At 60.8% G+C, this 16,690-nt stretch carries 19 protein-coding genes; 9 read left to right on the top strand and 10 right to left on the bottom strand.

Features of this window, described 5'->3' with window-relative positions:
• Positions 1 to 92 precede the first annotated feature (92 nt).
• Together mgtE and ACN0SD_RS06195 are read left to right on the top strand one after the other, a co-directional pair.
• Positions 93 to 1,478, top strand: coding sequence for a magnesium transporter (mgtE, locus tag ACN0SD_RS06200; RefSeq protein ID WP_417807354.1), 1,386 nt, complete (start codon positions 93 to 95; stop codon positions 1,476 to 1,478).
• A complete protein-coding gene (locus ACN0SD_RS06195) occupies positions 1,475 to 2,008 on the top strand; it encodes a 5-formyltetrahydrofolate cyclo-ligase (RefSeq protein ID WP_417807353.1) in 534 nt (177 codons plus the stop codon). Before mgtE ends, ACN0SD_RS06195 begins: the two co-directional genes overlap by 4 nt.
• On the opposite strand, the gene ACN0SD_RS06190 is transcribed toward ACN0SD_RS06195, so the two are convergent.
• Together ACN0SD_RS06190 and ACN0SD_RS06185 are read right to left on the bottom strand one after the other, a co-directional pair.
• Positions 2,005 to 2,826, bottom strand: a complete 822-nt coding sequence (locus ACN0SD_RS06190; protein ID WP_417807352.1) for an inositol monophosphatase family protein — start codon at positions 2,824 to 2,826, stop codon at positions 2,005 to 2,007. The two genes, ACN0SD_RS06195 and ACN0SD_RS06190, sit on opposite strands and share 4 nt — an antisense overlap.
• 111 nt (positions 2,827 to 2,937) lie before the next feature.
• A complete protein-coding gene (locus tag ACN0SD_RS06185) occupies positions 2,938 to 3,300 on the bottom strand; it encodes a helix-turn-helix domain-containing protein (RefSeq protein WP_417807351.1) in 363 nt (120 codons plus the stop codon).
• 354 nt (positions 3,301 to 3,654) lie between these two features.
• Between ACN0SD_RS06185 and ACN0SD_RS06180 the strand changes: the two genes are divergently transcribed.
• Together ACN0SD_RS06180 and ACN0SD_RS06175 are read left to right on the top strand one after the other, a co-directional pair.
• Positions 3,655 to 4,629 (top strand): NADPH:quinone oxidoreductase family protein, encoded by a 975-nt coding sequence (locus ACN0SD_RS06180; protein ID WP_417807350.1) that lies wholly within the window; start codon positions 3,655 to 3,657, stop codon positions 4,627 to 4,629.
• Between the two features lie 165 nt (positions 4,630 to 4,794).
• Positions 4,795 to 5,574 carry a Bax inhibitor-1 family protein gene (locus ACN0SD_RS06175; protein ID WP_417807349.1) on the top strand — a complete coding sequence of 260 codons (780 nt, stop codon included), beginning with the start codon at positions 4,795 to 4,797 and terminating at the stop codon, positions 5,572 to 5,574.
• Between the two features lie 51 nt (positions 5,575 to 5,625).
• On the opposite strand, the gene ACN0SD_RS06170 is transcribed toward ACN0SD_RS06175, so the two are convergent.
• The 5 genes from ACN0SD_RS06170 to ACN0SD_RS06150 form a co-directional block, all read right to left on the bottom strand.
• On the bottom strand, positions 5,626 to 6,600 hold the full coding sequence (locus ACN0SD_RS06170) for a type I glyceraldehyde-3-phosphate dehydrogenase (protein WP_417807348.1): 975 nt from the start codon (positions 6,598 to 6,600) through the stop codon (positions 5,626 to 5,628).
• An 85-nt stretch (positions 6,601 to 6,685) separates the two neighbouring features.
• Positions 6,686 to 6,895, bottom strand: a complete 210-nt coding sequence (locus tag ACN0SD_RS06165; protein ID WP_417807347.1) for a hypothetical protein — start codon at positions 6,893 to 6,895, stop codon at positions 6,686 to 6,688.
• 69 nt (positions 6,896 to 6,964) lie between these two features.
• On the bottom strand, positions 6,965 to 7,171 hold the full coding sequence (locus ACN0SD_RS06160; RefSeq protein ID WP_038127806.1) for a cold-shock protein: 207 nt from the start codon (positions 7,169 to 7,171) through the stop codon (positions 6,965 to 6,967).
• Between the two features lie 245 nt (positions 7,172 to 7,416).
• A complete protein-coding gene (locus ACN0SD_RS06155) occupies positions 7,417 to 8,283 on the bottom strand; it encodes a 4-(cytidine 5'-diphospho)-2-C-methyl-D-erythritol kinase (protein ID WP_417807346.1) in 867 nt (288 codons plus the stop codon).
• A complete protein-coding gene (locus tag ACN0SD_RS06150) occupies positions 8,270 to 10,099 on the bottom strand; it encodes a tetratricopeptide repeat protein (protein ID WP_417807345.1) in 1,830 nt (609 codons plus the stop codon). Before ACN0SD_RS06150 ends, ACN0SD_RS06155 begins: the two co-directional genes overlap by 14 nt.
• A gap of 528 nt (positions 10,100 to 10,627) precedes the next feature.
• Between ACN0SD_RS06150 and ACN0SD_RS06145 the strand changes: the two genes are divergently transcribed.
• Entirely contained in the window at positions 10,628 to 10,777 is a 150-nt protein-coding gene (locus ACN0SD_RS06145) for a hypothetical protein (protein ID WP_417807344.1), read from the top strand.
• A gap of 105 nt (positions 10,778 to 10,882) precedes the next feature.
• Here the strand turns inward: ACN0SD_RS06145 and ACN0SD_RS06140 are convergent, their stop codons facing one another.
• On the bottom strand, positions 10,883 to 12,529 hold the full coding sequence (locus ACN0SD_RS06140) for a 4Fe-4S dicluster domain-containing protein (protein WP_417807343.1): 1,647 nt from the start codon (positions 12,527 to 12,529) through the stop codon (positions 10,883 to 10,885).
• A 278-nt stretch (positions 12,530 to 12,807) separates the two neighbouring features.
• On the opposite strand from ACN0SD_RS06140, the gene greA reads away from it, so the two are divergent.
• A complete protein-coding gene (greA, locus tag ACN0SD_RS06135; RefSeq protein WP_417807342.1) occupies positions 12,808 to 13,278 on the top strand; it encodes a transcription elongation factor GreA in 471 nt (156 codons plus the stop codon).
• A 23-nt stretch (positions 13,279 to 13,301) separates the two neighbouring features.
• Positions 13,302 to 14,351, top strand: a complete 1,050-nt coding sequence (locus ACN0SD_RS06130; RefSeq protein WP_417807341.1) for a hypothetical protein — start codon at positions 13,302 to 13,304, stop codon at positions 14,349 to 14,351.
• Here the strand turns inward: ACN0SD_RS06130 and ACN0SD_RS06125 are convergent.
• Both ACN0SD_RS06125 and mobA read right to left on the bottom strand, forming a co-directional pair.
• The gene (locus tag ACN0SD_RS06125; RefSeq protein ID WP_417807340.1) at positions 14,348 to 14,935 is read right to left on the bottom strand and encodes a GNAT family N-acetyltransferase; all 588 of its coding nucleotides are present in this window, start codon (positions 14,933 to 14,935) and stop codon (positions 14,348 to 14,350) included. The two genes, ACN0SD_RS06130 and ACN0SD_RS06125, sit on opposite strands and share 4 nt — an antisense overlap.
• The gene (gene mobA / locus ACN0SD_RS06120) at positions 14,932 to 15,549 is read right to left on the bottom strand and encodes a molybdenum cofactor guanylyltransferase MobA (RefSeq protein ID WP_417807339.1); all 618 of its coding nucleotides are present in this window, start codon (positions 15,547 to 15,549) and stop codon (positions 14,932 to 14,934) included. The genes ACN0SD_RS06125 and mobA overlap by 4 nt, the downstream gene beginning before the upstream one ends.
• A 52-nt stretch (positions 15,550 to 15,601) precedes the next feature.
• On the opposite strand from mobA, the gene ACN0SD_RS06115 reads away from it, so the two are divergent.
• Together ACN0SD_RS06115 and ACN0SD_RS06110 are read left to right on the top strand one after the other, a co-directional pair.
• On the top strand, positions 15,602 to 16,324 hold the full coding sequence (locus ACN0SD_RS06115) for an AzlC family ABC transporter permease (RefSeq protein ID WP_417807338.1): 723 nt from the start codon (positions 15,602 to 15,604) through the stop codon (positions 16,322 to 16,324).
• On the top strand, positions 16,321 to 16,653 hold the full coding sequence (locus tag ACN0SD_RS06110) for an AzlD domain-containing protein (RefSeq protein WP_417807337.1): 333 nt from the start codon (positions 16,321 to 16,323) through the stop codon (positions 16,651 to 16,653). The genes ACN0SD_RS06115 and ACN0SD_RS06110 overlap by 4 nt, the downstream gene beginning before the upstream one ends.
• The last annotated feature ends 37 nt before the right edge of the window (positions 16,654 to 16,690 follow it).

Here is a 16,690-nt window from a genome sequence, read left to right as displayed (position 1 = left end):
CGCGCGCGCCCCCTGTGCATCTCATAGAAACCCGCTATGTTTTGCGCGCAAGCAGGCCCGTCCTCGAAACCGGGCGGAAAATCAGGGGAAATATGGCCGAAGCCGAGCTGGAAGAGCAAGAGCGCGAGGAAGAGGACTACCGCCTTGATGGCGAGGTGGTCGACTCGATCCTTGAAGCAACCGAAGAAAACGATGCGACCCGCCTTGCAGAGCTGATGGAGCCGCTGCACGCGGCTGATATCGCTGACCTTCTGGAACAAATCTCGGGGCATGAACGCCGCGCGATCCTGCGTCTTTGGGGCCGTGAGATCGACGGCGAGATCCTAACCGAGATCGACGAATCGATCCGCGAAGAGGTGATCGCCAGCCTGCCGCCCGAAGTGCTCGCAGATGCTGTGCGCGAGCTGGATTCCGATGACGTCGTCGACCTGATCGAAGACCTCGAAGAGCCCCAGCAAGAGCAAATTCTTGGCGCGCTGGATGAGCCCGACCGGATGGCGGTCGAGAAATCGCTGTCCTATCCCGAGTATTCCGCCGGTCGTTTGATGCAGCGCGAGGTGGTGACCGCTCCGGCCCATTGGAGCGTGGGCCAAACTATTGATTTCCTGCGAAAATCTGACTGGCTTCCCGATCAGTTCTACCACGTCATTCTGGTCGATCCCGCGCATCATCCGCAGGGCAATGTCACGCTGGGACGCATTCTGTCTGCGCCGCGCGCCTTGAAACTTAGCGAGATTACGGAACCGGAGTTCCGCACGATATCGGTCTATCAGGACGAGGGCGATGTCGCCTATGCGTTCAACCAGTATCACCTGATTTCTGCCGCTGTGGTGGATGATGATGACCGCCTTGTCGGCGTGATCACGATTGATGACGCGATGGCCGTGTTGGATGAGGAACACGAAGAAGATATCCTGCGCCTCGCCGGTGTTGGCGATGAATCGGCGATCTCGGATACGGTGATGGAAACCGTGCGCCAGCGCCTGCCGTGGCTGATGGTGAACCTGCTGACGGCGATCCTGGCCTCGGGGGTGATCGCGATCTTTGAGGGCACAATTCAAAAGTTGGTGGCGCTGGCGGTGTTGATGCCGATTGTGGCCTCGATGGGGGGCAATGCGGGCACGCAGACGCTGACCGTGGCGGTGCGCGCGATGGCCACCAAAAGCCTGACCGAAAGCAACGTCTGGCGGGTTGTGCGCCGTGAGGCCATCGTGGGGCTGCTGAACGGGCTGGCGTTCGCGGTGGTGATGGGGGTCGTGGCCTCGTTCTGGTTCTCGGGGCCGCATCTGGGCATCGTGATCGCGCTGGCGATGGTAATTAACCTAGTCGTGGCGGCGCTGTCGGGCATATTGATTCCGCTGACGTTGGAAAAGCTGGGGGCGGATCCGGCGCTGGCCTCGGGGACGTTTGTGACGACGATGACCGATGTGGTGGGGTTCTTTTCCTTCCTCGGATTGGCCTCGGTGATGCTGCTATGAAAGAGAGCGCGCGTCAGGCGGCCTTCGCGGCGCGCAAGCTGGCACATGCGCGCGATGAGGGTGCGGCGAGTGCCGCGTTGACACAGGCGCTTGCCGCCTATCCCGATCAACCCTTGGCGGGTTATTGGCCGATCCGCACCGAGCCCGATCCCCGCCCCGCCATGGTCGCCCATCACGGCCCGCTGTGTTTGCCGGTGGTCGTGGGGGCTGGTCAGGCGCTGGCGTTTCGGCGCTGGCATCCGGGGGCTGCGATGGAGCCGGGCGCGTTTGGCGCGGCGATCCCGCGTGATAGGCATGAAATCACGCCGCAAATTCTGATCGTGCCGCTGTTGGCCTTTGACGCGCGTGGCTATCGGCTGGGCTATGGCGGCGGGTTTTATGACCGGACGCTGCAAGGCTTGCGTGCCGCGGGTTCGGTGATCGCGATTGGTTTTGCTTATAGCGCGCAAGAGGTGGCCGAGGTTCCGACCGAGCCGACCGATCAGCCGCTTGATTTCATTGTGACTGAAGCCGGTTTCAGGGCGTTTTAGCCTGCCAGAATGGCAAGGGCTTCGGCGTGAATCTCGGCATTGGCTGCGGCCAGCACCTGCCCGCCGCGATAGGCCGGGCCGCCCTGCCAATTGGTGACGATCCCGCCTGCGGCCTCGATCACTGCAATCGGGGCTGCGACGTCATAGGGAAACAGGCCCGCCTCGATCACGAGGTCGATCTGGCCCGCCGCCACAAGCGCATAGGCATAGCAATCCATCCCGTAGCGGGTCAATTGCACTTGTGCTGCGACGCGGGCAAATGCCGCGCCCTCTTCGGGCGTACCGACCTCGGGGAAGGTCGAGAACAGCGTGGCGCTTGCAAGACCACCTTGCGCGGGGCGCGCTGCCAGCTTGCTTGGCCCGCGCGGGCCGGTCATATCTGCACGCCCAAAGCCGCCGATAAACCGCTCGCCGATATAGGGCTGGTCGATCACCCCCATCAGCGGCGCGCCGGGGCCGTCGGCCTCTTCTTCACACAGCGCGATCAGCACGCCCCACGTCGGCGTGCCCGACATATAGCCGCGCGTGCCGTCAATCGGGTCCAGCACCCAAGTCAGCCCGCTGGTGCCGCGCTTGATCCCGTGCTCCTCGCCGTAAATACCGTCTTGCGGGCGGCGTTCCTGCAAGATCGCGCGCATCGCGGCCTCACCGGCACGGTCGGCCTCGGTCACCGGATCAAAGCCGCTAGCCAGCTTGTTCGCCGCGCCGATCCCACCTTGCGGGCGAAAATGCTGCAAGCTGATCTTGCGCGCGCACTCGGCCAGCTCTTCGGCCAAGGCGATCAGCGCAATCTGTTCGGCGGGGTCTTGCACGGGCATGGCGCTCTCCTGAGGATCGACAAAATGACAAAGGGAGCGGTAAACGCCCCCTTTTGCCGGGTCAAGTCGCCCGTAAAGCTGCGCCCCGATCGGGATGCAGTAGGAACGCGCTTAGGCCGCGTCTGAAAGCACCTTCGCCAAATCAAACAACCGACGACGCTGGGCCTCGGGCATGGCGTAATAGGAGCGCACGAGCGCGAGGGCTTCTTTGTCCGACAGAATGTCACCCTCAACTTGAGGTTGCGCAACACTGTCCTCCGAGAGACCTTCGAAGAAGAACGAGATCGGCACTTCGACCGCGTCAGCAATATCCCAAAGTCGCGATGCCGAGACACGGTTCATGCCCGTTTCGTATTTCTGAATTTGCTGAAATTTGATGCCAACATGATCAGCAAGTTGTTGCTGGGTCATGCCGATCATCCAACGCCGATGTCGAATCCGCTTCCCTACATGCACATCTACCGGATGTTTCATAATTAGCCCTTCGCTTCGTTTTCCTAAACAGAAGCTAACATGTCGCGAAGCTGACCAAAGCGTCAAAATGCAAACCTGTCCTAAAAGACAGGCCGTTAGAAGTTAATCATTAACAAAATCGCGAGGAGACTGCGGAAAACCCCGCTCTCCCCTTGCGTGTTTTCGCATTTTGCAAATCAGCGTGCATTTGACGTTACGTAAACCTTTTCGTTACGCAACCTTACGTTGGCTTAAATTGATTCGCTTTCGCGCTCTGGTGCAGTGCCCTCGGTGGGCTTTATGCCGTCGGCTCGGCTCTGGTTCTGTCGGGCGCACAAAGATAAGATGGCGACGACGACAAAAATGGAGACCGCAATGCGCGCATTTCAAGTTCATAAGATTGGCAGCCCGCCGAACCTGCAAGAGATCGCGCCACCCGCCCCGGTTGCGGATGAGGCGCAGGTGGCGATCCGGGCCTGTGGTTTGAATTTTGCCGACCTGCTGATGATCGAGGGAAAATATCAGGATACGCCCGAGGTTCCCTTCACGCTGGGCATGGAATTGGCGGGCGAGGTGATCGCGGCGGGACCACAGTGCACGCTTGCGCCGGGCACGCGCGTGGCGGTGTTTGCCGGGCAAGGCGGGTTGGCCGAAATCGGCAATTTTCCCCAGGCGCGCTGCACGGTAATGCCCGATGCGATGGGCTTTGATCAAGCGGCGGCATTTCAGATCGCCTACGGGACAAGCCATGTTGCGCTTGAGACGCGCGCCGCGTTGCGCGCGGGCGAGACCTTGGTTGTGCTGGGGGCTGCGGGCGGCGTTGGCCTGACGGCGGTTGAGATTGGCAAGGCGCTTGGGGCGCGGGTGATCGCCTGTGCGCGTGGTGCTGCGAAGTTAGAGACTGCGCGCGCGGCCGGTGCCGATGAGGTGGTTGATGTCGAGACCGACGATCTGAAAGGCGCGCTCAAGGCGCTGGGGGGTGCGGATGTCATCTATGATGCGATTGGCGGACCTGCCGGTGAGGCGGCGTTTCGCGCGCTTAACCCCGGCGGGCGCTATCTGGTGATCGGATTTGCCAGCGGAACCGTGCCTGTGCTGCCGCTCAATCATGCGCTTGTTAAGAATATCGCAATTCACGGGCTGTATTGGGGTGGTTATCAAGCTCTGAACCCCAAGATATTGATCGGTTCGATGCATAAACTGTTTTCGTGGTTTCAAGCGGGCGCGCTGCATCCCCATATCGGCGCGCGCTATCCGCTGGAGCGGGTGAGCGAGGCACTGGAGGATCTGCGCGCGCGGCGTTCGACGGGGAAACTGGTCATTACGATGCCGGATATGGCAGCGAAATAGCGTCAGTCAGGGCGGAATTGCCGCTTTAGTGCCAATTGGCGGAAACTTGTGTGAATGAATGCGGATTTGACGAGTCTGAAATCTTGAATTTCGCGCCCTCTCTGCCAATATCAGAACGGACACCGGTGTGAGGGATCACCGGACAAGAATTGTTGGAGGTTGCTGATGGCTGATTTTGACACGATGCGAACGCCCCAAGCGGGTACGCGTCAGGCTGCGATTGACGAAGGTCTTCGCACACACATGAATAAGGTCTACGGGCTGATGTCGGTGGCGATGCTCGTCACGGGCGCGGTGGCGTGGGCATTGGCGAATTTGGCTGTGACAAGCGATCCGGCGGCGGCTGTTGCTCAGTTCAGGGGCGATATCTATCTGACGCAAATCGGGTCGCTGATCTACACCAGCCCGCTGAAATGGGTCATCATGCTTGCCCCGCTTGGCGTGGTCTTCGCCTTTAGCGCAATGCTGCAAAAGATGTCGACATCGACCGCACAAACGGTGTTCTGGGTCTTTGCCGCGCTGATGGGCGCCTCGATTTCGTCGATCTTCCTCGTCTATACCGGCGTTTCGATTGCGCAGACCTTCCTTGTTACGGCAATCTCGTTCGCGGGACTGTCGCTGTATGGCTACACCACCAAGCGCAACCTGTCGGCGATGGGTTCGTTCCTGATGATGGGTCTGATCGGGCTAATCGTGGCGATGATCGTGAACATGTTCATTGCCTCTTCGGCGCTGACGTTTGCGATCTCGGTAATCGGCGTGCTGATCTTTGCGGGTCTGACCGCTTATGACACGCAAAACATCAAGAACACCTATCTGCAACTGGCTGCGAGCGGTGGACAGGACTTCATGGGCAAAGCCGCAATCATAGGCGCGCTCAAGCTGTATCTGGACTTCATCAACCTGTTCATGTTCCTGCTGCAGTTCATGGGTGATCGCCGCTAACGGCTATTCCCTTAAAGCAATCTCAAAGCCCCGCCATCGTGCGGGGCTTTTTCATGCCATGCGCAGCGCCATATCCAGCATCCGGTTGGAAAAGCCCCATTCGTTATCATACCAGCCAAAGACGCGGATCAACCCGTGATCGGTGATCTTGGTTTCACGCAGCGCCATCACCACGCTTTCGGGTCGCGCGCGTAGATCGGTGGATACAAGCGGTCGATCGGTTGTGCCGATCACCCCGCCTGCGTTTGTGAGCGTGGCGTTGATTTGCGCAACCGTTGCGGGGCGTTTGACGATCACCGCCAGATCCACCGCTGAGACCGAGGCCGTGGGCACGCGCACCGCTTGTGCAATCAACCGCCCGCTGAGATCAGGCAAGACCTGCTCCATCAGCCGCCCCGCCGAGGTCGTCGTGGGCACCATCGACAAGCTGGCAGCGCGCGAACGTTCCATCGCGTCGCGGGGCTGATCGACGGTCGGCTGGCTGGCGGTGTAGCAATGCACGGTGGTCATTGAGCCAGTCACGATGCCAAATGCGCTGTCCATCAAACGCGCCAGCGGGGCCAGCGCGTTGGTGGTGCAACTGGCATTAGATACAATCCGCTGGCCATTCAGGTCGCCATCATTTGCGCCCATGACAACCGTGATTTCCGCCGCCTTTGAGGGGCCCGAGATCAGCACGCGTGAGGCACCCCCGACCAGCCCCTGCCCTGCGATTGCAAGCGTATCGGCGCGCCCGGTGCATTCCATCACCAGATCAATATCGTTCAAATCCAGCGTGGAAACATCGCCCGCCCGGTATAGCGCGATGCGCTTGTCATTGATCACCAGCGCGCCGGGTTCTTGCGCAAGCGTACCCCGCCACGGCCCGAACACGCTGTCATATTCAAGCAGGTAAGCCAGCATATCGGGCGCGGCAATATCGTTGATGGCGACGATGTCGAGCCCCGGCCAAGCATCAGGATTTTGCGCCCATGCCCGCAGCACCGAACGCCCGATGCGACCAAACCCGTTGATGAAAACCCGCATAGCCAGCCCCTTCCATAGGCTTTCGGCTTACTGCGCCATTCGCCAAAGGGGAAGCCTGCGATTGTCACCGATACGCAAGCGTCGTTTAGGTCGCTTCGTGAAAGTCGTCGCTAACCTCGACACCCGCATCGCGCGCCAGACGCCGCGCTTTGAGGCGCGCGCTTTGTTCATCGCGTTCATCGCGCGCATCATCGGTGATCTGACGGGCAGCGGCGGCGGTTTTGTCATGGAGAGATGCGGGACGCTTGGCCGCGCTGGTTTCAAAGACGTCAAGAATCGCTTTGGATTGTGTCATTGCAACCTGCTTTGGGCAAAAGAAAGGCCCGGCCGAAGTCCGGCCGGGCCACGGGTCAAAACCCGAAAATTAAGCGAGTGCCAGATCGGTTGCGGACTCACGTCCGTCACGGCCGCTCTCAAGCTCATAGGTCACGGCTTGGCCGTCATCGAGACGCGAAATGCCAGCGCGCTCAAGCGCCGAGATGTGCACAAAGATGTCTTTGCCGCCATCAGCGGGAGCGATAAAACCAAAGCCTTTGGTGGGGTTAAACCATTTCACGGTGCCATTAGCCATCGTGAGATCTCCTATCTTATAATCTGCCTGCGACATGCAGCAGTTCGGCTCAGTCAGATCATAGATGCAGGCTGAACCCGGTTGCGGAGACAGGCTGCGGCAGAAAAAACGTAGCACGGTCCATATAGAGAAAGATCGGTGATTTTGCAATCCCGCATTTTGCAGGCTGCAAGACATGACACGCGCAAGTTGTGGCGCGGACAGCACATGAAGGTCGTAACTTTGCGATTATTTTCAGAGATTTGTCAGGCGTGGTTGACCGGTTTGGCCTTGAGCGATTGATCGCCCAGCACCCCCGCTGCGATCCACCAATCCGAGTGCGTTGCGCGTAAACGAGTTTCAGCGTCCTGCATCTGGTCTTGGGTTTCAAACAGCGCAAAGCAGGTCGCGCCCGAGCCTGACATACGCGCAAGACGGCAGGCAGGCAGCGCCGTGAGCGCCCCAAGAACCGCGCCGATTTCCGGGGCCAGGGCAATTGCGGGCGTTTGCAGGTCATTGCGCTGCGTGGAGAGCCAGTCGATGCAGTCGGTGGTTCCGGCAAAGCTGGGGAGATGCGAGGGCATCGGGGCGTTGGTTTTGGCGGACAACGTCTTGAAGACGGCGGGGGTTGGAACCCCAATCCGCGGGTTCACAAGAAGTGCTGGCAGTGCGGGAAGCTGTGCCGCTGTAAGCGTCTCGCCAATGCCTTGCACCCGCTGAGGATGGGGCGTCAGACACATCGCGACATCGGCCCCAAGGCACATAACCGATTGCGGATCGGGTGTCACACCAAGGCCGCGCAGCACCGCCGCCGCGTCAGACGAGCCGCCGCCAATACCCGACGCCGCAGGCAGCGACTTATGCAGGTGCAACGCCAGATCCGAGCGCCCCGCCAGCGCCGCCGCCTTGCACACAAGGTTCGAGCCATCCACCGGGACGCCCGCCGCCTCTGGCCCCGAGACCGTCAGCGTCAGCCCCCGACCCACCCCCTGACCCGGTGCGATATCGAGCGTATCGCCCACCGGAGCGAAGGCCACCAAACTGTCGAGCAGATGATAGCCATCGCTGCGCTGCCCAGTGACATGCAGGGTCAGGTTGATTTTGGCGGGCGCGAAAACGCTAGTTGTTGGCATCGCCTACGCCAGTCTCAGGGACAGCTTTGAGCGGCGGCTTGCCCTCATCCTTGAGCACCTGATCCAGCCCGACCGACAGTTTCAGCCGCACCCGGTCCAGGTCAAGGTCTTCGGTGGTTTCCGCCGGATCTTGCTGAGTGCCAAAGCTCAGCGCGCGACTCCATTGAAAACGCGCCTCGCGATGACGCCCGACCGCCCAAAGCACATCGCCGAGATGGTCATTGAGCAGCGGATCGCGGGGTTCCAGTTCGACCGCGCGCTCCATTTCCTTGGCCGCCTCTTGGTAGTGGCCCGTTTTGTAAAGCGCCCAGCCAAGGCTATCGATGATAAAGCCAGCATCGGGGCGCTCTTTGACCGCCTTGCGGATCATATCGAGCGCCTCATCAAGGTTTTCACCCCGATCCACATAGGAATAGCCAAGATAGTTCAGCACCGAAGGCTGGTCAGGCGACAGTTTCAGCGCCTCGCGAAAGCCCTTTTCCGCCGCGTCCCATTCGCCCGAGCGCTCCTGCGCAATTGCGCGCGAATAATAGACGAACCAATCCTCGGGCTTGGGCGGGCCAATGAGCGCGATCGCCTGATCATAGGCTTTCGCCGCCTCGCCAAAGCGTTTTTCGCGCCGCAGCGTGTCGCCAAGTGCGATCCACACGCCCGACATCTTAGGTTGGATGCGCGCAAGGTTTTCCAGCACCTCGATGGCGGCATCATTGCGCCCCGCGCGCACCATCGCCTCGGCGCGGCCAATCTCGGCGGCGTGATAGATCGGGCTTTTGGGTGAGATCGCGGCATAGGCGGCAATCGCAAGGTCATACTGCTTCATCTTATCCAGCAGCGAGGCCGACAGCAGCGTCGCATCGGACATATCGGGCTGCACCAGATTGGCCAGCCGTGTGTGCATCAGCGTGAACGGATCGGGCGCATCGCCAATAAGCGCCTGCGCGACGGAGAAATACACCTCGGCCACGCCATCAGTCGCGTTGCGCACCACCGTGAAGGGCAGCGTTTCGCCCGCGGCAAGCTTGGTGTGCATCGCTTCGAGTTGCGGATCAAGATTGGTGCCAAAGCGGTCCTCGATCAGGGCCAGCGCATCTTTGTCGCGTTCCAGTTGCGACAGGATTTCCGCATGCGCAATCACCCCACGCCGGGTGGAGGTAATCATTGCGCCATGTTCGCCCGACAGGATCTTGTCAGCGCCCTCGTAATCGCCCACCAACGCCAGCGACAGCGCCTTGTGGTAGGCCGCGAATGCACCAAGGGTTTGTTGCTTGCCGATCTTGTCAAAGGCCGCGGCGGCGTCTGACATTTTGCCCTCGCCCACCAGCGCCCAAGCGCGTGTCAGTCCGCCCAGCAGCGGGCCGGGATCGGCACTTTCGTCATCGGCAAGTTTGATCGCAGCCGCCCAATCGCCCGCCTTGGCATCTGCGGCCAGCACCGTCATCGCCGCGATCTGACTGCCCGTCTGCGCCTTGAGCATCTCGCGCGCCAAAGGCACGGCACGATTAAAATCGGCAATTGCGATTTCGGCGACCAGCGTGGCCTCGGCGGTTTCGGCGCTGACGTCGCCTGCGGTCATTAGCTTGCGGTAATAATTGGCCGCCTGCTCGAAGTCGAATTGCTGCGATGCGATGCGCGCTGCCAGATAGGCCCCGGCCTCTTCCGGGGTCGGGTCATTGGCGACATCGGCATCGTCTTTGGCGGCTTGCGCATCAGCGGCAGTGGCAGCGTCTTGCGCGCTTTGCCCGGCGGGGGCCTTTTTATCTTGCGCAAGCGCGGAGGTGATAGCGACAGAGCCCATCAGCAAAGCGATAAAAGCCATGCGAAAAGCAGAGGAATTACTCGACACGAAACAGTCCTCTCATTGAGTTTGGGGCGACCGTAACGAGGCATCTGGTGCATAGCAATGCAGCCCGCGCGCACCAGCCTGCCCCGCTTGGCAAAAACACGCCGTTTTGACTGTTTTCCCAAAGGGACGGGCGATGACGCTTTCGTGATGACCGTGCGTTAATCAAATGCGAGTCACTTTGCGCTTGCGTTTCGTGCGCATTAGCACATATAAAGCCCTCAATCTTAGTTTGAGATTAAATTCCCTCGCGGCTTGACTGGAAGGTCGAGCTGACAGGCCGCTGCACCCGCTGGGTATTTGTGACATCACTGCTTGGTCCGTTGCGTGCGCGCGTCGACCAGCGTGGGCCAAAACCACCGCACCGCACTGCGCCGGGACATCTATACGACGCTGATCGCTTTATTGCTGCTGTTCAGGGGGCTCCTTGGCATGCGGTGCGATCTACAAGACACCGCGCATAGCAGACGGCTTGCGCGCAACCGCCGTAGAATGGAGATATAAATGACCAAGAAAACCAATGAGAAGTCCGCCACTGGCCACGCTCTGCGCAACGAAGATACCAAGCGCGACGTGAAGCTTAATGACAAGGTTGCCGCGCATGAGGCCAATTGGGCCGACACGCGCCACTTGCTGTTTTCCACTTCGGCCTAATTTCGGGCCAAGGCCGGGCGATTGAACGCCCGCTGCCAGTGAGACAATATGAAAAAGCGGGAGGCAAGCCTCCCGCTTTATGCATTTCAGGGGCGTTTGAGCGCCTTACATATTGGGATAGTTCGGGCCATCCCCGCCCTGCGGCGTGGTCCAGTTGATGTTCTGGCTTGGGTCCTTAATATCGCAGGTTTTGCAATGGACGCAGTTCTGGAAATTGATCTGGAACTTTGCGTCTGCCCCCTCACCGATCACCTCATAGACGCCCGCCGGGCAATAGCGCTGCGCGGGTTCGTCATATTTCGGCAAGTTGACCGAAATCGGGATCGACGGGTCTTTCAGATGCAGGTGGCAGGGCTGGCTTTCTTCATGGTTGGTGAAGGAAAAGCTAACATTGGTCAGACGATCAAAGGACAGTTTGCCATCGGGTTTAGGGTAGTCGATCGGCTTGAAATTCTTCGCCTCGCCCGTCGCGGCCGCATCGGTCTTGCCATGTTTGAGCGTGCCAAACAGCGACATCTTGAACACCGAGTTGGTCCACATATCCAGACCACCAAGAACCAGCGAAGGGAACATCCCCCATTTCGACCACATCGGTTTGACGTTGCGCACTGGCTTGAGATCTTTGGCAATCGGACCCGAGCGCAAATCGGTCTCGTATTCGACCAGATCGTCGCCCGCGCGCCCGGCCTTGATCGCGGCTGCCGCGGCGTTGGCTGCAGCAATGCCCGACAGCATCGCGTTATGGTTGCCCTTGATGCGGGGCACGTTCACCAGACCCGCCGCGCAGCCCATCAGCACCACGCCCGGCGCGGTGAGTTTGGGGATCGACTGCCAGCCGCCCTCGGAAATGGCGCGCGCGCCATACGCCACGCGTTTGCCGCCCTCCAGCAGGTTCGCGATCATCGGGTGATGTTTGAAGCGCTGGAATTCCATATAGGGATAGAGATGCGGGTTTTCGTAGTTCAGGTGGACGACAAAGCCGACATAAACTTGATTATTCTCAAGGTGATAAACAAACGAGCCGCCGCCCGCATTGCCACCCAGCGGCCAGCCCATCGTGTGCGTGACAGTGCCCTCTTGGTGTTTGGCGGGGTCGATCTCCCAGATCTCTTTCATGCCGAGGCCGAATTTCTGCGGGCAGTGATCTTTGGAGAGGTTGAACTTCTCCATCACCACTTTGGCCAGCGAGCCGCGCACGCCCTCGCCCAGCATGACGTATTTGCCGCGCAGCTCCATACCCGGCTCATAGCCCGGTCCCTGCGTGCCATCGGGGTTTTTGCCAAATTCACCCGCGACAACACCGGCGACCCGGTCGCCATCCCAGACGATTTCCGAGGCGGACATGCCGGGGAATACCTCGACGCCCAGCGCCTCGGCTTGTTCGGCCATCCAGCGGCAAACATTGGCCATCGAAACGATGTATTTGCCATGATTGCTCATCAGCTTGGGCATCGGCCAGTTCGGAATGCGCAGATGACCGTGCGGGCCAAGCATGAAGAAGTTGTCTTTCTTGACGTCCACTTTGATCGGCGCGCCGCGCTCTTTCCAATCGGGCAGCAGTTTATCCAGACCCGCCGTGTCCAGCACCGCCCCGGACAGGATATGCGCGCCCACTTCCGAGCCCTTTTCCAGCACCACGACCTCAAGGTCTGGGTTGATCTGCTTAAGCCTGATCGCCGCAGACAGGCCAGCCGGCCCCGCGCCCACGATCACTACATCATATTCCATCGACTCGCGTTCGATCTCGGCCATATCCCAAATCCTCTGGCTTGCCGCTACTGGTTGTCGTTCTGCCTAGCCTAGTGCGCGCAATGAGGCAATTGTTACGCAGCGATCGCACGCAATAATGTTGCGTTCCAAGCTGACACCTGCGCCACTTTGGCGACGGGTCGCACAGATTGGCGCCGCCAGCGGTGATTGGCTGTGATCGGCGGGTTTTGGCAAAAATGTGGCTCGAGGCTTGACTTGGGGGGGCAAGAAAAGATTTAGATGCCATGAATTGGAGTTTTCTCCGAGTTCAGGAGCCTTCCATGGAAAAAGTGCCGTTGACGCGCGCGGGTCACGACTCGCTTAGTCAAGAATTGAAAAAACTAAAGTCGCAGGAACGCCCTGCGATTATTAAGGCTATTGCCGAGGCGCGTGAGCTGGGTGACCTGTCGGAAAACGCCGAATACCATTCGGCCCGCGAAAAGCAGGGCTTTATCGAGGGCCGCGTCAAGGAAATCGAAAGCCTGTTGGGCCGCGCCGAGGTGATCGACCCAAGCAAGTTCACCGGTTCGGTGAAGTTCGGCGCCACGGTCGTTATCGTCGACGAAGACACTGACGAGGAAAAAACCTATCAGATCGTCGGTGAGCCCGAGGCCGATCTGGAACAAGGTCGCTTGAACATGAAATCGCCCCTTGCCCGCGCCTTGATTGGCAAAGACGAGGGTGACTCGATTGATGTGCGCACCCCCGGCGGCACGCGCAGCTACGAGATCTTGTCGGTCAAATTCGGCTGATACCGCCCATTTGGGAGCCATGAATGGAAACGCCCACGGAGCAGACCACGCAAACCCCTTCGCCTTTGGGCGGGATGCGCGCGTCGATGGCGCGCGGTGGGGCCATGGCGTCACGCGGGCCCGGTGCGATCGAGTGGATTGCGCTGGCGCTGTCGGTGCTGTGGCTGTTCATGGTGCTGGCGTTCTGGTTCTTCGCGCCCGGCGTGGCCGGGGCTGCGTCACTGTTTAACACGGTTTCGTTGATGGTCGGAATGGCGCTGCCGATTGCGATGATTTGGGTCGCGGCGATCACGGCGCGGGGCGCGCGCGAGATGCGCCGCGAGGCACAGGCGCTCAAGCAGTCGATCGAGGCGATGCGGATGGCGTGGCTTAACCAGCAGGCGCTGCGCAGCGATCAATCGGTCGAGCGCAAGCTTGACGAGATTGCCGCCGTGACCCGTCAGGCCGAAACCACCATCGCGACCTTTGCTTCGCGCCGCGATTCTCATGCCACGCAGCCCTCGGCGGATCGCAAGGCCGCGCTAGTCGCGCCCGCCCCGCTGCGCCCCGACGACACCGAACCGATGCTGGCGCTTGGCACCCCGGCCGAGGAATTGCGTGCCCCAATCTCGATTGCCGATTTCATTCGCGCGCTGAATTTCCCCGACACCCCCGAGGACAAAGAGGGCTTTCGCGCACTGCGCCGCGCGCTTGAAGACCGCTCGACGGCGAAATTGCTGCGCTCGTCGCAAGATGTGCTGAACCTGCTGTCGCAAGACGGGATCTACATGGACGATCTCACGCCCGACCGCGCCCGCCCGGCGTTGTGGCGGCGCTTTGCCAAAGGCGAACGGGGGCGCGAGATTGCCAGTTTGGGCGGGATTCGCGACCGCTCGTCGCTGGCGCTATCGGCGGGACGGATGCGCGGCGACACGATCTTTCGCGACGCCGCCCACCATTTCCTGCGCCAGTTCGACCGCACCTTTGGCGAGTTTGAAAAGAACGCCTCGGATCAGGAAATTGCCGAGCTGGCCGAGACGCGCACGGCGCGCGCCTTCATGCTTCTGGGCCGTGTGACGGGCAGTTTCGACTAAAGCGCGCGGCGCATTTCATGCACGCGGTGAAAGTCGAATGCCAGCCGCGTGAAGATCGAGTGACGTTGCCCGGTAGCAACAAATCCTAGCCGCTCATACAAGGCGCGGGCGCGCATATTGTCCGCGACGACCTCAAGGCAGAGCGCGCGGTATCCTTGCGATTGGGCATAGCTGCACAGGGTCTCGATCAGCTCGGTGCCAACGCCTTGGCCACGCAGCTCGGCACTGACGGCAATGCCATCAACCATCATCGTGCGCGGTTCGAGATCTTGACCTAAAACCCGCAAACATGCTGCACGCCACAGCCCACCGATCCGCCCATAACTGGCGCGAAGGTCGTGTTCTCCGCCGCCCACGAACGAGCCAATCGGGGTGCGAAATCCGATCACACCGATCAGTTCGCCCTGAGAATTTTGCGCAGTGATAGCGAATTGCGGCGCGATCACGCGTTCGATGAAATCCAGCGCACGGGTTTGCGGCCGCATCACCCGGCCAAGCTTGCCACCAAACGCCTGCCAGTAAAGCTGCGCGGCGCGGGCGCGTTGATCGGGGCGCAGCCCGTGATGATAGGTGATTGCGTTCATGGGATGTGTCGCAGCGCAGTTTCCGCATCGGTCAGGTCTTGCGGGGTGTTGAGATTGGCAAACGGGTCGGGATCGGCGCTGAACTCAACTTCGCGTGCGCCCTGTGCTGCCATGCGCAGACGGCGCTCGCCCGCCCCGAAAAGCTGCGCGATTTCGGGGCGCTTCGAGACCGGCCAATAGCCCACGCTGGGATGCGCGCGCCCGTTTGAGCGCGCAATCGCCACCCCCGTCCCGGCCAGCCGCGCCACCAGATCGCGGGGCAAAAACGGCGTGTCTACGGGCGTGCAGACCAGCGCATCCGCGCCCCCCTGCGCCGCCCAATCCAGCCCCGCGAGCAGCCCGGCAAGCGGCCCCTCGCCCAGCGTTTCGGGCGCATCCGGTAACACCAGCAGCGGAGCGAATTGATCGGGGGCACGATTGCTTGATATGGCCAAGCGCGCCACCTGTGGGGCGAGGCGATCTGTGACATGCGCGATCAAAGGGCGACCGGCCAGCATAACCTGCGCCTTGTCCACACCGCCCATGCGACGGCCCTGACCGCCCGCCAGAATCAGTCCGAAAGTCACCTCTGCCACGGGGTTGATTGCCTCCAATACAATCGCATGCTTTGCCATTTCGCGCCGCCTCCTCTAACAGTTTCGCAAGATCTAGGAGGAGACAAGCACGATGTCGCAAACATCTGCCATCAAAGCCGCCTATTGGCGCGGTTTTCGCCACGGCTTGCCGTTCCTGTTGGTGATCGCGCCGTTCGGGTTGCTGTTTGGCGTAGCTGCGACCAAAGCGGGCATGGATTTGGCGCAGGTTATGGGCTTTTCGGTGATGGTGATTGCGGGGGCGGCGCAGTTCACCGCGCTGCAACTGATGGGAGATCAGGCGCCGGTGGTGCTGATCCTTGCGGCCTCGCTTGCGGTCAATCTGCGCATGGCGATGTATTCTGCGGCACTGACGCCGCATCTAGGAAAGGCGCGGGTCTGGCACAAAGCGCTGGTGGCCTATTTCATGGTCGATCAGGTCTATGCGCTGTCGGCTAATGAATATGAAACCCACCCCAAGATGAGCCGCGCCGAGAAGCTGGCTTATTATGCCGGAGCCTGCTCGCCCGTCTGTCCGAACTGGTATGTTGCGACGCTGGTCGGGGCGTTGGTGGGGTCTGCGATCCCGCCGGAATTCGCGCTCGATTTCGCGGTGCCGATTACGTTTCTCGCGATGATCGGCCCGGCCTTGCGCAGTCTTGCCCATGTCGCGGCGGCGGTCGTGTCGGTGGTGGGGGCGCTGGCGCTGTCGTTTTTGCCCTCGGGTGTCGGGCTGATGATCGCGGCATTCGCGGCGATGGTGACGGGCGCTCAGGTTGAGCTTTGGGTCGCGCGCTGCAAAGGAGCCTTGCTATGAGCGGATATTCCGACGCGCTGATCTGGGGTATTATCGTCGCGCTGGGGATTGGCACTTTCGCGCTGCGCTATTCGTTTCTGGGCTTTCTGGGCGATCGCAACCTGCCCGAATGGGCGCTGCGGTACTTGCGCTACACACCCGTTGCCGTGCTGCCGGGGCTGGTCGCGCCCTTGGTGGTGTGGCCTGCCGCCACCGACGGCCACCCCGACCCTGCCCGGCTGATCGCGGCGGTCGCTGCACTGGCGGTAGGGGTGGCGACGCGCAACACGCTTTGGGCGATTGTGGGCGGGCTGAGCGCGCTATATCTGGCGCTTTGGGGGCTTGGTTGAGGGGGTTGGGCTGGGCGAGAATAAGGGCGGTGATTTT

Source organism: Thioclava sp., from assembly GCF_048263065.1.
Classification (GTDB): Bacteria; Pseudomonadota; Alphaproteobacteria; order Rhodobacterales; family Rhodobacteraceae; genus Thioclava.
Note: the sequence above shows the minus strand (reverse complement) of the source record. Positions and strands in the feature narration are given on the sequence as shown.

Excerpts from the sequence above, each read along its gene's own strand:
- mgtE (WP_417807354.1), top strand. The coding sequence starts at position 93 with ATGGCCGAAGCCGAGCTGGAAGAGCAAGAGCGCGAGGAAGAGGACTAC.
- ACN0SD_RS06195 (WP_417807353.1), top strand. The coding sequence starts at position 1,475 with ATGAAAGAGAGCGCGCGTCAGGCGGCCTTCGCGGCGCGCAAGCTGGCA.
- ACN0SD_RS06190 (WP_417807352.1), bottom strand. The coding sequence starts at position 2,826 with ATGCCCGTGCAAGACCCCGCCGAACAGATTGCGCTGATCGCCTTGGCC.
- ACN0SD_RS06185 (WP_417807351.1), bottom strand. The coding sequence starts at position 3,300 with ATGAAACATCCGGTAGATGTGCATGTAGGGAAGCGGATTCGACATCGG.
- ACN0SD_RS06180 (WP_417807350.1), top strand. The coding sequence starts at position 3,655 with ATGCGCGCATTTCAAGTTCATAAGATTGGCAGCCCGCCGAACCTGCAA.
- ACN0SD_RS06175 (WP_417807349.1), top strand. The coding sequence starts at position 4,795 with ATGGCTGATTTTGACACGATGCGAACGCCCCAAGCGGGTACGCGTCAG.
- ACN0SD_RS06170 (WP_417807348.1), bottom strand. The coding sequence starts at position 6,600 with ATGCGGGTTTTCATCAACGGGTTTGGTCGCATCGGGCGTTCGGTGCTG.
- ACN0SD_RS06165 (WP_417807347.1), bottom strand. The coding sequence starts at position 6,895 with ATGACACAATCCAAAGCGATTCTTGACGTCTTTGAAACCAGCGCGGCC.
- ACN0SD_RS06160 (WP_038127806.1), bottom strand. The coding sequence starts at position 7,171 with ATGGCTAATGGCACCGTGAAATGGTTTAACCCCACCAAAGGCTTTGGT.
- ACN0SD_RS06155 (WP_417807346.1), bottom strand. The coding sequence starts at position 8,283 with ATGCCAACAACTAGCGTTTTCGCGCCCGCCAAAATCAACCTGACCCTG.
- ACN0SD_RS06150 (WP_417807345.1), bottom strand. The coding sequence starts at position 10,099 with ATGGCTTTTATCGCTTTGCTGATGGGCTCTGTCGCTATCACCTCCGCG.
- ACN0SD_RS06145 (WP_417807344.1), top strand. The coding sequence starts at position 10,628 with ATGACCAAGAAAACCAATGAGAAGTCCGCCACTGGCCACGCTCTGCGC.
- ACN0SD_RS06140 (WP_417807343.1), bottom strand. The coding sequence starts at position 12,529 with ATGGCCGAGATCGAACGCGAGTCGATGGAATATGATGTAGTGATCGTG.
- greA (WP_417807342.1), top strand. The coding sequence starts at position 12,808 with ATGGAAAAAGTGCCGTTGACGCGCGCGGGTCACGACTCGCTTAGTCAA.
- ACN0SD_RS06130 (WP_417807341.1), top strand. The coding sequence starts at position 13,302 with ATGGAAACGCCCACGGAGCAGACCACGCAAACCCCTTCGCCTTTGGGC.
- ACN0SD_RS06125 (WP_417807340.1), bottom strand. The coding sequence starts at position 14,935 with ATGAACGCAATCACCTATCATCACGGGCTGCGCCCCGATCAACGCGCC.
- mobA (WP_417807339.1), bottom strand. The coding sequence starts at position 15,549 with ATGGCAAAGCATGCGATTGTATTGGAGGCAATCAACCCCGTGGCAGAG.
- ACN0SD_RS06115 (WP_417807338.1), top strand. The coding sequence starts at position 15,602 with ATGTCGCAAACATCTGCCATCAAAGCCGCCTATTGGCGCGGTTTTCGC.
- ACN0SD_RS06110 (WP_417807337.1), top strand. The coding sequence starts at position 16,321 with ATGAGCGGATATTCCGACGCGCTGATCTGGGGTATTATCGTCGCGCTG.